Source organism: Nocardioides kribbensis (genome assembly GCF_015070375.1).
GTDB lineage: Bacteria > Actinomycetota > Actinomycetes > Propionibacteriales > Nocardioidaceae > Nocardioides > Nocardioides kribbensis.
The window spans coordinates 40877-54140 of sequence record NZ_JADCLL010000005.1 but is presented as its reverse complement, the minus strand read 5'-3'; the positions used below and the strand labels follow the sequence as shown (position 1 = coordinate 54140).

Annotated in this window: 10 protein-coding genes; 9 read left to right on the top strand and 1 reads right to left on the bottom strand. The window is 71.2% G+C overall.

Annotation, left to right across the window (positions count from 1 at the left end; translation table 11 throughout):
* Position 1 precedes the first annotated feature (1 nt).
* A complete protein-coding gene (locus IR170_RS11505; RefSeq protein ID WP_193664212.1) occupies positions 2-1231 on the bottom strand; it encodes a DUF349 domain-containing protein in 1230 nt (409 codons plus the stop codon).
* Between the two features lie 141 nt (positions 1232-1372).
* Here IR170_RS11505 and IR170_RS11500 point away from each other — a divergent pair, with 141 nt between their 5' ends.
* From IR170_RS11500 to IR170_RS11460, 9 genes are all read left to right on the top strand, one after another.
* Positions 1373-2101, top strand: coding sequence for an MBL fold metallo-hydrolase (locus IR170_RS11500; protein ID WP_056862766.1), 729 nt, complete (start codon positions 1373-1375; stop codon positions 2099-2101).
* Positions 2102-2106: 5 nt separating this feature from the next.
* Positions 2107-3468: a histidine--tRNA ligase gene (gene hisS / locus IR170_RS11495; protein WP_193664210.1), complete on the top strand. Its 1362-nt coding sequence runs from the start codon at positions 2107-2109 to the stop codon at positions 3466-3468.
* Complete coding sequence (gene aspS, locus IR170_RS11490) at positions 3465-5255, top strand: aspartate--tRNA ligase (RefSeq protein ID WP_193664208.1); 1791 nt, start codon at positions 3465-3467, stop codon at positions 5253-5255. Before hisS ends, aspS begins: the two co-directional genes overlap by 4 nt.
* 158 nt (positions 5256-5413) lie before the next feature.
* Positions 5414-6436, top strand: a complete 1023-nt coding sequence (locus tag IR170_RS11485) for an ABC transporter permease (RefSeq protein WP_319805033.1) — start codon at positions 5414-5416, stop codon at positions 6434-6436.
* An 86-nt stretch (positions 6437-6522) separates the two neighbouring features.
* Positions 6523-8289 carry an ABC transporter substrate-binding protein gene (locus IR170_RS11480; protein WP_193664206.1) on the top strand — a complete coding sequence of 589 codons (1767 nt, stop codon included), beginning with the start codon at positions 6523-6525 and terminating at the stop codon, positions 8287-8289.
* A gap of 239 nt (positions 8290-8528) precedes the next feature.
* A complete protein-coding gene (locus IR170_RS11475; protein WP_319805032.1) occupies positions 8529-9551 on the top strand; it encodes an ABC transporter permease in 1023 nt (340 codons plus the stop codon).
* Positions 9552-9562: 11 nt separating this feature from the next.
* Positions 9563-10660 carry an ABC transporter ATP-binding protein gene (locus IR170_RS11470; RefSeq protein ID WP_193664203.1) on the top strand — a complete coding sequence of 366 codons (1098 nt, stop codon included), beginning with the start codon at positions 9563-9565 and terminating at the stop codon, positions 10658-10660.
* Positions 10660-11883 carry an ABC transporter ATP-binding protein gene (locus IR170_RS11465; RefSeq protein WP_193664201.1) on the top strand — a complete coding sequence of 408 codons (1224 nt, stop codon included), beginning with the start codon at positions 10660-10662 and terminating at the stop codon, positions 11881-11883. The genes IR170_RS11470 and IR170_RS11465 overlap by 1 nt, the downstream gene beginning before the upstream one ends.
* The gene (locus tag IR170_RS11460) at positions 11870-13246 is read left to right on the top strand and encodes a replication-associated recombination protein A (RefSeq protein ID WP_406603383.1); all 1377 of its coding nucleotides are present in this window, start codon (positions 11870-11872) and stop codon (positions 13244-13246) included. The genes IR170_RS11465 and IR170_RS11460 overlap by 14 nt, the downstream gene beginning before the upstream one ends.
* Positions 13247-13264: the final 18 nt, after the last annotated feature.

The window sequence follows — 13264 nt, the reverse complement described above, 5'->3', positions numbered from 1 at the left end:
GTCAGCCGGAGAAGTCGGCGCTGGCCCGGCGGGCCATGTCGAGGAACTGCCGGCGCGAGGCCAGGTTGTCCTCGAGGTCGGCGACCTTCTTCTGGTCGCCCTTCTCGCGGGCCTTCTCCAGGTCGGCCTCGACCTGGGCGATGGCCGACTCGAGCTTGGCGACCATGTCGGAGGCGCGGGCCGACTTCTCGGGGTCGGAGCGCTTCCACTGGTCGTCCTCGACCCCGCGGATGGCCTGCTCGACCGCGCGCATGCGGCCCTCGAGCTCCTTCATCCGGTCGCGCGGCACCTTGCCGGCGGCGTCCCACCGGTCGGCGAGGTCGCGGAAGGTGCGCTTGGCGGCGTCGAGGTCGGTGACCGGCACGAGCGCCTCGGCCTCGACGAGGATCTGCTCCTTGACGACGGCGTTGCCGGCGAACTCCTGGTCGAGCGCGGCGTTGGCGGCGTCTCGCGCGCCGAAGAAGGTGTCCTGGGCGCCGCGGAAGCGCTTCCACAGCGCGTCGTCGGCATCCTTGGGCGCGGGGCCGGCGGCCTTCCAGTCGCGCATCAGGTCGCGGTAGCGGCCCGACGTCGGGCCCCAGTCGGTGGAGCCGGCGAGCGCCTCGGCCTCGGTGGCCAGCCGCTCCTTGACCACGCGCGCCGACTCGCGCTTCTCGTTCTGCTCGGCGAAGTGGCTCTTGCGGCGGCGGGTGTAGGCCGTGCGGGCGGTGGAGAAGCGGCGCCACAGGGCGTCGTCGGAGGCGCGGTCGATGCGGGGGAGCGCCTTCCACTGCTCGAGCAGGTCGCGCAGGCGGTTGGCGCCGTTGCGCCAGTCGGTGCCCTCGGCGAGCTTCTCGGCCTCCGCGACCAGCTTCTCCTTGGCCGCCTTCGACTCCGCGGAGCGCTGCGCCTTCTCGGCGCGCCGGGCCTCGCGCTGCTGCTCGAGCACCGGGGCGAGCGCGTCGAGCCTGGCCTCGAGGGAGGCGAGGTCGCCGACGGCGTTGGCGTCGGTGACCTGCGCACGCACCTTGCCGAGGGACTCCGTCGCCTCCTCGGGCGACATCACCCCCGACTTGATGCGCTGCTCGAGCAGCTCCACCTCGAAGGCCAGCGCGGCGAAGCGCTCGGTGAAGAAGGTCAGCGCCTCCTCGGGCGTGCCCTCGGGGTACTGCCCCACGGAGCGCTCCCCGTCGGCGGTCTTCACGTAGACGGTGCCGTCGTCGTCGACGCGGCCCCACTGCTCGCTCGTCACTGCGGTTCCCTCGGTCTCGGTGTCACTCGGTGGTCACTCGGTGGACGCGAGGCCCCATGCTAGTCAGACCGTGGCCGCGGGGGCCGAGGCGCCCGCCAAACCGGTGCGACGAGGGCCCGGGAGCCTCGCTAGGGTGAGGGCGTGCTGATCGCCGGATTCCCCGCAGGCCCCTGGGGCACGAACTGCTACGTCGTGGCCACCGGGCCCGGGGCGGAGTGCGTCGTGGTCGACCCCGGCAAGGACGCCGCCGACGGCGTCGCCGAGGTCGTGCGCGAGCACCGCCTCAAGCCGGTCTCGGTCCTCGTCACCCACGGCCACCTCGACCACATGTGGTGCGTGGCCCCGGTGGCCGGGGGCTACGACGCCACGGCCTGGATCCACCCGGCCGACCGCCACCTGCTGAGCGACCCGATGGCCGGCATGTCGCCCGAGACCAGCCGGATGCTGCTCGGGCAGTCCTACGAGTGGGCCGAGCCCGACGACGTGCGCGAGCTCGCCGACGACCAGCACCTCGAGCTCGCGGGCCTGCGCTTCGTCGTCGACCACACCCCGGGCCACACCGCCGGGTCGGTCACCTTCCGCACGCCGTACGCCGCCGCGGCGGGGCAGCCCGACGTCTCCGAGGTGATGTTCTCCGGCGACCTGCTCTTCGCGGGCTCCATCGGTCGCACCGACCTGCCCGGCGGCGACCACCCGACCATGCTGCGCAGCCTCGCCAGCAAGGTGCTGCCCCTGGCCGACGACGTGGTCGTGCTCCCCGGTCACGGCGAGCAGACCTCCATCGGGCGCGAGCGCGCCACCAACCCCTACCTGCTGGACCTGGCCGACGGCGACACCGACGGCCCGGCCCGCGTCACCCGAGGTCTCTAGAGCCGATGAACACCAAGATCCGCCCGCTCAGCGGGTTCCCCGAGCTGCTGCCTGCCCAGCGCGTCGTCGAGCAGCAGGTGGTCGACACCCTGCGCCACGTCTTCGAGCTGCACGGCTTCGCCGGCATCGAGACCCGCGCGGTGGAGCCCCTCGACCAGCTGCTGACCAAGGGCGAGACCTCCAAGGAGGTCTACGTGCTGCGCCGCCTGCAGGAGCAGGAGGGCGGCAAGGACGCCGGCCTGGGCCTCCACTTCGACCTCACCGTGCCGTTCGCGCGCTACGTCGTCGAGAACGCCGGGAGGCTGGAGTTCCCCTTCCGCCGCTACCAGGTGCAGAAGGTGTGGCGCGGCGAGCGCCCCCAGGACGGCCGCTACCGCGAGTTCACGCAGGCCGACATCGACGTGGTCGGGCGCGACACGCTGTCGTTCCACCACGACGTCGAGGTGGCCCGGGTGATGCTCGACGCGCTGCGCCGCATCGACTTCCTGCCCGGCTTCCGGCTCCAGGTCAACAACCGCAAGCTCCTCGAGGGCTACTTCCTCGGCCTGGGCCTCGACGACCCCGCCCCGGCGATGACGGCGGTCGACAAGCTCGACAAGCAGTCGCCCGAGGCCGTGGCCGCCCTGCTCGTCGAGGGCGGGCTCGACGCAGACCTCGCCCGTCGCTGCCTGGCCATCGCCGAGATCTCCAGCACCGACACCTCCTTCGTGCAGCAGGTGCGCGACCTCGGTGTCGAGCACCCGCTGCTGGAGGAGGGTCTCACCGAGCTGGCGGCCGTCGTCGAGGGCTGCGCGGGCCTGGTCGGCCCCCGCGTCGAGGTGGTCGCCGACCTGAGGATCGCGCGCGGCCTCGACTACTACACCGGCACGGTCTTCGAGACCCGCATGCGCGGGCACGAGGCGCTCGGCTCGATCTGCTCCGGCGGTCGCTACGACGCCCTGGCCACCGACGGCCGCACCACCTACCCCGGTGTGGGCATCTCGCTGGGCGTCAGTCGGGTGCTGGTGCCGTTGATCTCGCGCACCGGGCTGGTGGCCGACCGCTCGGTGCCCAGCGCCGTGCTGGTGGCGCTGGTCGACGACGCGCCGGAGGCGCGTGCCGCGAGCGAGGCCGTCGCCGACGCCCTGCGTGCACGCGACGTCGCCTGCGAGGTCTCGCCCAGTCCGCAGAAGTTCGGAAAGCAGATCCGCTACGCCGAGCGCCGTGGCATCCCCTTCGTGTGGTTCACCACCGCCGAGGGCGGCCACGAGGTCAAGGACATCCGATCCGGGGAGCAGGTGACGGCCGACCCCGCCGCCTGGACCCCGCCCCACGAGGACCTGCGACCGCAGGTGACCTCGCACGACCCACAGGAGATGACGAAGTGATCCGCACCCATGACGCCGGCGCCCTGCGCGCCGAGCACGTCGGCCAGACCGTCACCCTCGCCGGGTGGGTGGCCCGTCGACGCGATCACGGCGGCGTGGCCTTCCTCGACCTGCGCGAGGCCAGCGGCGTGGTCCAGGTCGTCGTGCGCGACGAGGACGTCGCCCACAGCCTGCGCAGCGAGTTCTGCCTCAAGGTGACCGGCGAGGTCGCCACCCGCCCCGAGGGCAACGCCAACCCCGGTCTGCCGACCGGCGAGATCGAGGTCATCGTCTCCGACCTCGAGGTGCTCAACGCCGCGGCCCCGCTGCCGTTCCCCATCGACGACACCGGCCACGGCTCGGGTGACGTGGGGGAGGAGGCGCGACTGCGCCACCGCTACCTCGACCTGCGCCGCGCCGGCCCCGCCGCCGCCCTGCGCCTGCGCAGCAAGGTCAACAAGGCCGCCCGCGACGTGCTCGACGCGCAGGGCTTCGTCGAGGTCGAGACCCCGACCCTGACCCGCAGCACCCCCGAGGGCGCCCGCGACTTCCTGGTGCCCGCCCGCCTGCAGCCCGGCAGCTGGTACGCCCTGCCGCAGAGCCCGCAGCTGTTCAAGCAGCTGCTCATGGTCGCCGGCATGGAGCGCTACTTCCAGATCGCGCGCTGCTACCGCGACGAGGACTTCCGCGCCGACCGCCAGCCGGAGTTCACCCAGCTCGACATCGAGATGAGCTTCGTCGACCAGGAGGACGTCATCGCCCTCATGGAGGACGTGCTGGCCGCCATGTGGAAGCTCATCGACGTCGACATCCCGCGACCGATCCCGCGCATGACCTACGCCGACGCGATGCGACGCTACGGCTCCGACAAGCCCGACCTGCGCATGGGCCTGGAGCTGGTGGAGTGCACCGACTACTTCGCCGACACGCCGTTCCGCGTGTTCCAGGCGCCCTACGTCGGTGCCGTGGTCATGCCGGGCGGGGCGAGCCAGCCCCGCAAGAAGCTCGACGCCTGGCAGGACTGGGCCAAGCAGCGCGGCGCCAAGGGCCTGGCCTACGTGCTGGTGCAGGACGACGGCTCGCTGACCGGCCCGGTCTCGAAGAACATCACCGACGAGGAGAAGGCCGGCCTGGCCGCCCACGTCGGCGCCGCGCCCGGCGACTGCATCTTCTTCGCCGCCGGCGCACCCAAGCCCAGCCGGGCGCTCCTCGGCGCCGCCCGCCTCGAGATCGGCCGCCGCGGGGGCCTCATCGACGAGAGCGCCTTCGCCTTCACCTGGGTCGTCGACGCCCCGATGTTCGAGCCGGCCTCCGACGCGGTGGCCAGCGGCGACGTCGCCGTGGGCGCGGGTGCCTGGACGGCGGTGCACCACGCGTTCACCGGCCCGAAGCCGGAGTTCGCCGACACCTTCGACACCGACCCCGGCAGCGCGCTGGCCTACGCCTACGACATCGTCTGCAACGGCAACGAGCTCGGCGGCGGGTCGATCCGTATCCACCGCGAGGACGTCCAGAAGCGGGTCTTCGCCGTCATGGGCCTCAGCGAGGAGGAGGCCCAGGAGAAGTTCGGCTTCCTGCTCGACGCGTTCAAGTACGGCGCCCCGCCGCACGGCGGCATCGCCGTGGGCATGGACCGCATCTGCGCGATGCTCGCGGGGTCGGACTCCATCCGCGACGTGATCGCCTTCCCGAAGTCCGGCGGCGGCTTCGACCCGCTCACCGCGGCGCCTGCGCCCATCACCGCCGAGCAGCGCAAGGAGGCCGGTGTCGACGGCCCGCCCGCGAAGGACGTCCCGGCCCAGGCCTGATCCACCGGACGTGCCCCACCGGCGAGTCGTCTCGACTGCCGAGACCAGATCGTTACTCGCGGTTGACCGCCGGTGGGGCACCGAGCACATAGAGTCGCTCGCGGCGCAGGGCCCCGGCCCTGCTCCGTGTCCAGTGTTCGTAGTGGAGAGGTGACTCGGTGAGCCTGACGGCATCGAGCGTGGAGCAGCCCGGCGACTCGGAGTTCCACGAGCCCGAGGGGGACGACAAGGCGGCCGGCAAGGTCGGCGTCGAGGGACGTTCGCCGGCCAAGCTGGCCTGGGCCCGCTTCCGCAAGGACCGGCTGTCGATGGTGTCCTTCTCCGTCGTCGTGCTCTTCTTCGCGATCGCGGTCCTGACCCCGATCCTGGTGGCCGCCGGCGTGCTCAAGCCGCAGGACTCCAACCAAGACCTGCTCAACCTGATGACGGGCGGCCTGCCCACCGAGGGCATGAGCCTGGCCCACCCGTTCGGCATCGAGCCCGGCACCGGGCGCGACCTGCTCTCGCGGATCCTGCTCGGCACGACGCTGTCGATGACCATCGCCCTGTCGGGCGCGATCATCACCGTCATCATCGGCACCGTGCTCGGCATCATCGCCGGCTTCACCGGCGGCGTGGTCGACGGCGTGATCGGTCGCATCATCGACCTGACGCTGTCCTTCCCCAGCACCCTGATGCTGCTGGCGCTCTCCCAGGTCGTGGTCGACCGGATGCTCGACCTCGGCATCCCCTCGGGCCCCAACGGCGCCTTCGTCAACGGCTTCTACATCGTCATCGTGCTGGCCGCCTTCGGCTGGCCACCGGTGGCCCGGCTGATCCGCGGCCAGGTGCTCTCGATCCGCGAGCGCGAGTTCGTCGACGCCGCCCGCCTCATGGGCGCCTCCCGGCCCCGGATCTACTTCAAGGAGATCCTGCCCAACCTCTGGGCCCCGATCCTCGTCTACTTCACGCTGCTGATGCCGGCCTACGTCTCGGCCGAGGCAGCACTCAGCTACCTCGGCGTCGGGATCAAGAACCCCACCCCGACCCTCGGCAACGTGCTCAGCGGGGCGCTGCTCTACGCAGACTCCTACCCGCTGTTCTTCTTCACCCCCGCGATCTTCATCGCGGTGATCGTCATCTCGTTCAACCTCCTCGGCGACGGTGCGCGCGACGCGCTCGACCCGAAGGCCGGTCGCTGAGACGACCCCCGTGGGCCTCGGCCCGCCCCCAGGACTTTCCGCAGGAAAGACGCGCCGACCCCGGCGAGAACACAAGGAGAAATCACATGGGTAGGACACGGAAGCGCTTCGTCGCCCTCGCGACGTCCGCGGTTGTCGCCGCCAGCCTCGCCGCTTGTGGCGGCGACGGCGGCAGCAGCAGCAACGACGGCGTCGGCAACCAGGAGGGCCAGGAGGTGACCGAGGCCACCAAGGGCGGCTCCATCACCTACCTGCAGTCCTCGGTCACCGAGCACCTCGACCCCCAGCGCGTCTACGTCGGTCGCGACATCTCGAACCTGGGCCGCCTGGTCTACCGCAGCTGGGTGCAGTTCCCCAGCGGCACGACCGACGCCACCGAGGGCACGACCCCGATCGCCGACCTCGCCACCGACACCGGCACCGCCAACGAGGACGCCACCGAGTGGCAGTTCACGCTGAAGGACGGCCCGGTCTGGCAGGACGGCGAGCCCATCACGTGTGAGGACTTCGCCTACGGCGTCTCGCGCACCTTCGCCACCGATGTCATCACCGGCGGCCCGAACTACATCATCGGCTACCTCGACGTCCCCACCGCCGACGACGGCTCCTCGCAGTACAAGGGCCCCTACACCGGCGAGGGCCAGGAGCTCTTCGACCAGGCGGTCTCCTGCGACGGCAACACGATCACCTACAAGTTCAAGAAGCCGTGGCCGGACTTCCCGCTGGCCATCGCCTCGCTGCGCGCCTTCGACCCGGTCCGCGAGGACCAGGACAAGGGCGACCGCTCCGACCTGGTGCCCTTCTCCAGCGGCCCCTACATGCTCGACGGCGAGTGGGACGAGGACTCCGGCGGCACCTTCGTGCGCAACCCCGAGTGGGACGGCGAGGAGGACACCAACCGCCAGGCGAACTTCGACGACATCACCTTCGAGGTCGGCGTCGAGCCCGAGACCATCATCGAGCGCCTGATCGCCGACCAGGGCGAGGACACCACCGCCATCGCCGCGCAGAACATCACCTCGGCGCAGTACAACCAGATCACCGGCGACGTCGCCGAGCGTGCGGTCAACATCCAGTCGCCGTTCACCAACTACCTGGTGCCGAACTTCAACCGGATCGAGGACGTCAAGGTCCGCCAGGCCCTCGCGCTGGCGACCAACCGCGCGGCCTACATCGGCGCCCTCGGTGGCGAGCTGGCCTCGACCCCGGCGCAGACGATCGTCAGCCCCGACGTCCCGGGCCACCAGCCCCTCGACACCTTCGGCTCGCCCGAGGGCGGCGACGTCGAGGGCGCCAAGGCGCTGCTCGAGGAGGCCGGCGTCGAGACGCCGTACCCGATCACGCTGACCTACCCGATCGGGTCCGCCTCCTCGGAGAACGCTTTCGCGCTGCTGAAGGAGACCTACGACGAGGCCGGCTTCGATGTCACCCTCGACGGTCTGGACCCCTCGGGCCCGTACTACGAGACCATCCAGAAGCCCGACTCCGACTCCGACCTGATCTGGGGCGGCTGGGGTGCTGACTGGCCCTCGATCTCGACCGTGCTCCCGCCGCTGTTCGACAGCCGCCTCAACCTGACCGCCAACTCCAACGGCCAGGACTACGGCAACTACGACAGCGACGAGGCCAACGCCCTCATCGACGAGGCGCTCGCCGAGACCGACCTCGACGCCGCCAACGAGCTGTGGGGCCAGCTGGACCAGCTCCTCGCCGACGACGTCGCCTACATCCCGCTCGACACCACCAACTTCTACTACCTGCGTGGTTCGGGCATCGAGAACTACGTGAACTCGGTGTCCACGAGCGGCTACCCCGACCTCGGCGTCATCGCCGTGGCCGAGGACGCGCAGTGACCCCTGCTCCCTGAGCAGGCACCGCCGCAGCACCGCAGCACCGCCGTCGCTCCCGGGTGACGGCACCACCCGCAGCACCGCGTGTCGACGACACGCACCGACCGTGCGGTCCCACCCCCCATCAGGGGGCGGGGCCGCACGGTCCCGCGAGGCGGCACTCCTGCCGCGCGCCGGGCCACCGCCCGGCCCCTCGCACGGCGCGGCCACCGCCGCGTCGCGTACCGACGAGAACTCCTGAGGTGAACGTGTTCGCATACGCCCTTCGACGCCTGTTCAGCGGTGCGCTGCTGCTCGTCGTGATGAGCATGGTCACCTTCCTGCTGTTCTACGCCAGCTCCAGCACGCCCGAGCGCTACGCCTGCGGCCAGAAGTGCACCGCCCAGCAGCTCGAGCAGACCAAGGCCGCCCTCGGCTACGACGAGCCCATCACCACGCAGTGGGCGAAGTTCGCCAAGGGCGTCGTCGCTGGCCGCGAGTTCCCCGACGACGAGGCGCTGCGCGAGGCCGCCCCCGAGCTGGTCACCCAGTGCGAGGCCCCCTGCCTGGGCTACTCCACCGGCTACGGCGAGACCGTGCGCGACCTGATCTCCGACAGGCTGCCGGTCTCGGTCTCGCTCGCCCTGGTCGCCTTCGCCCTGTGGATCATCATCGGCGTCCTCCTGGGCGTGATGGCCGCGTTGTTCAAGGGACGCGTGCTCGACCGCGGCATCGTCGCCCTGTCCCTGATCGCCTTCGCCTTCCCGACCTTCTTCGTCGGTCAGATCTTCCTGACCTACGTCTCGATCCGCTGGGGCCTGGTCGACACCCCGCGCTACAGCCCGATCGCAGAGGCCGGCCCGTGGGCCTGGCTCACGGGGCTGATGCTGCCGGCGATCACGCTGGCCCTGGTCTACATGGCCGGCTACATCCGGATCACCCGGGCCTTCGTGCTCGAGACCCAGACCGAGGACTACATCCGCACCGCGCGGGCCAAGGGCCTGCCGCAGCGCACCGTGATCGGCAAGCACACCCTGCGGGCGGTGCTCACGCCGCTGGTGACGCTGTCGGGGCTCGACCTCGCCGGCCTGCTCGGTGGTGCGATCATCACGGAGTCCATCTTCAACTTCAACGGTGTCGGCAAGCTGTCGGTGACCGCGATCGCCCGCTTCGACCTCCCGCTCATCGTGGGGATCGTGCTGCTGGTCGCCGCCATCGTGATCGCCGCCAACATCATCGTCGACATGCTGTACGCGGTCATCGACCCCCGCGTCCGGCTCGGATAAGGAGCACCTCGATGTCTGCCACGACCCAGTCCGGTCCGGCACCCCGCCAGGCGGGGACGAGCGAGCCGCTGCTGGTGGTCGAGGACCTCAAGGTCCACTTCCCGACCAGCGACGGCGTCGTCAAGGCCGTCGACGGCCTCAGCTACTCCGTCGAGCGCGGCAAGACCCTCGGCATCGTGGGGGAGTCGGGCTCCGGCAAGTCGGTGTCGAGCTCGGCCATCATGGGCCTCTTCCACGGCTCCAACGCCCAGCTCGGCGGTCAGATCCGCGTCGACGGCACCGACGTGCTGCAGCTCAGCGAGAAGGAGATGCGCGGCCTGCGCGGCCGGGAGGTCTCCATGATCTTCCAGGACCCGCTGTCCGCCCTGCACCCGTACTACACGGTCGGCGCCCAGATCGTCGAGGCCTACCGCGTGCACCACGACGTCAGCAAGAAGGTCGCGCGCAAGCGCGCCATCGAGATGCTCGACCGCGTCGGCATCCCGCAGCCCGACCAGCGCGTCGACTCCTACCCCCACCAGTTCTCCGGCGGCATGCGCCAGCGCGCGATGATCGCCATGGGCCTGGTCAACGACCCGTCGCTGCTGATCGCCGACGAGCCGACCACGGCCCTCGACGTGACCGTGCAGGCGCAGATCCTCGACCTGCTCCAGGACCTCCAGCGCGAGTTCAACTCCGCGGTCATCATCATCACCCACGACCTCGGCGTGGTGGCCGAGATGACCGACGACACCCTGGTGATGTACGCCGGTCGCGGTGTGGAGTACGGCCCGACCAAGGAGATCCTCACCCACCCCGAGATGCCCTACACCTGGGGCCTGCTCTCCAGCGTGCCCGACGTCGTGGGCGACACCTCCGCCAAGCTGATCCCGATCCCGGGCAACCCGCCGAGCCTGCTCAACGCGCCCAGCGGCTGCGCCTTCCACCCGCGGTGCACCCACCGCGACAAGGTGCCCGGCGACCTGTGCACGACGACCCTGCCGGAGCTGGTGCCCGGCAACCGGTCGATGGGCCACCTCAAGCGGTGCCACCTCGCCGACCCCGAGGCCATCTACCAGACCGAGATCCTGCCTGAGATCGCGCCTGATCTCGTCGACGAGGAGCGTTGATGTCCACCACGGAGAACGGCGACCAGGTCGCCACCCGTCCCGAGCCCGTCGCGGCGCACGCGGCGTCGGAGAACCCCGAGGACGCCCGCACGCTGCTGTCGGTGGAGAACCTCAAGATGTACTTCCCGGTGAAGTCCTCCGGGCTCATCCACCGCAAGGTCGGCGACGTCCAAGCCGTCGACGGGGTCTCCTTCGAGGTCAAGGCCGGCGGCTCGCTGGGTCTGGTGGGGGAGTCGGGCTGCGGCAAGTCGACCACCGGCCGGCTCATCACCCGGCTCTACGAGCCCACGGCCGGACACATCCGCTTCGAGGGCGAGGACATCGCCTCGGTGCCCGAGCGCAAGCTCAAGCCGCTGCGCCGCGAGATCCAGATGATCTTCCAGGACCCCTACACCTCGCTGAACCCCCGCCACACCGTCGGGTCGATCATCGGCACCCCGCTGCGCATCCACAACGTGGTGCCCGAGAAGCAGGTCCTGCCGCGGGTCAAGGAGCTGCTCGAGATCGTGGGGCTCAACCCCGAGCACTACAACCGCTTCCCCAACGAGTTCTCCGGCGGCCAGCGCCAGCGCATCGGCATCGCCCGCGCGCTGACCCTGAACCCCAAGCTGCTGGTGGCCGACGAGCCGGTCTCGGCCCTCGACGTGTCGATCCAGGCCCAGGTCATCAACCTGCTCCAGGACATCCAGCGCGAGTTCGGGGTGGCGTTCCTCTTTATCGCCCACGACCTGGCCATCGTGCGCCACTTCTGCCCCGAGGTCGCGGTGATGTACCTGGGCAAGATCGTGGAGATCGGCGACCGCGACAGCATCTACAACCAGCCGCGCCACCCCTACACCCAGGCGCTGCTCTCCGCGGTGCCCGACGTCAAGCAGGCCGCGGTCGGCGGTCGCCGCGAGCGGATCCAGCTCGAGGGCGACGTGCCGAGCCCGATCAACCCGCCCTCGGGCTGCCGCTTCCGGACGCGGTGCCCCATCGCGCAGGACATCTGCGCGCGCCTCGAGCCGCCGCTGCTGCAGATCGGCAAGAAGCACAAGGTCGCCTGCCACTTCCCGGGCGCGCTGGGCCAGCACCCCAACGAGCCGCTCACCGCGGGCATGCTGGGCGTCGACCACCAGGGCAACCCCGACCCCGGGGCCAGCCCCAGCCCCGACCTGACCGACAAGCCGGGCTACGACGACACCTGGTTCGACCTGGACACCAGGACTTTTGGCCGAGCCTGAGGGCCTCTTCGACACCGGTCCGCCGTCCCCTCCCCGAGGGGGCGGCGGCTCGCTGTCGGCCCAGCAGGGCATGGCCGCGCCGCTGGCGGTGCGGATGCGCCCGCGCACGCTCGACGAGCTGGTCGGCCAGCAGCAGCTGCGCGAGCCCGGGTCGCCGCTGCGCCAGCTGATCGACGACCAGCGCTCCCTGTCGCTGCTGCTGTGGGGGCCGCCCGGCACGGGCAAGACGACGATCGCCTCCATCGTCAGCCAGTCCACCGACCGCCGCTTCGTCGAGGTCTCGGCGGTCTCGGCCGGGGTCAAGGAGGTGCGCGCGGCCATCGACGCCGCGCGCGCCGAGCTGGCCCGAGGCGGCGCGGAGACGGTGCTCTTCGTCGACGAGGTGCACCGCTTCAGCAAGGCCCAGCAGGACGCCCTGCTGCCCGGGGTGGAGAACCGCTGGGTCTCGCTGGTCGCCGCGACCACGGAGAACCCCTTCTTCAGCGTCATCTCGCCGCTGCTCTCGCGCAGCCTGCTGCTGCGCCTGGAGTCGCTGAGCGACGACGACGTGCGCGGGGTCATGGGCAGCGCGCTCACCGACGAGCGGGGGCTGGGCGGGCGCTTCACCGTCGACGACGACGCCCTCGACCACCTCGTGCGGCTCGCCGGCGGCGACGCCCGGCGCTCGCTGACCTACCTCGAGGCGGCCACCGGCGCCGCCGCCGCCCGGGGCACGAGCGTCGTCGACCTCGCGACGGCCGAGACCGCCGTCGACCGGGCCGCGGTGCGCTACGACCGCCAGGGCGACCAGCACTACGACGTCACCAGCGCCTTCATCAAGTCGGTGCGCGGGTCGGACGCCGACGCCGCGCTGCACTACCTGGCGCGGATGATGGAGGCGGGGGAGGACCCGCGCTTCATCGCCCGGCGCCTGGTCATCCTGGCCAGCGAGGACATCGGCCTGGCCGACCCGACCGCGCTGACCACCGCGGTGGCCGCCGCCCAGGCCGTGCAGCTCATCGGCATGCCCGAGGCGGGTCTCAACCTCGCCCACGCCACGATCGCGCTGGCGGTGGCCCCGAAGTCCAACGCCGTCACCACCGCGATCGCCGCGGCGAGCGCGGACGTGAAGGCGGGCAGGATCGGGCCCGTGCCCTCGCACCTGCGCGACGCGCACTACGGCGGCGCCAAGAAGCTGGGCCACGGCACGTCCTACGTCTACGCCCACGACGCCCCGTTCGGCATCGCCGAGCAGCAGTACGCCCCCGACGTGGTGGCCGACGCCAGCTACTACCAGCCCACCGACCACGGCGCCGAGGCCGCCGTGAAGGAGCGCTGGGAGCGCATCAAGCGGCTGGTGCGGGGCCGCGCTCGTGGCCGCTGACCCCGCGATAGGGTCGGT

Excerpts from the sequence above, each read along its gene's own strand:
- hisS (WP_193664210.1), top strand. The coding sequence starts at position 2,107 with ATGAACACCAAGATCCGCCCGCTCAGCGGGTTCCCCGAGCTGCTGCCT.
- IR170_RS11480 (WP_193664206.1), top strand. The coding sequence starts at position 6,523 with ATGGGTAGGACACGGAAGCGCTTCGTCGCCCTCGCGACGTCCGCGGTT.
- IR170_RS11470 (WP_193664203.1), top strand. The coding sequence starts at position 9,563 with ATGTCTGCCACGACCCAGTCCGGTCCGGCACCCCGCCAGGCGGGGACG.
- IR170_RS11465 (WP_193664201.1), top strand. The coding sequence starts at position 10,660 with ATGTCCACCACGGAGAACGGCGACCAGGTCGCCACCCGTCCCGAGCCC.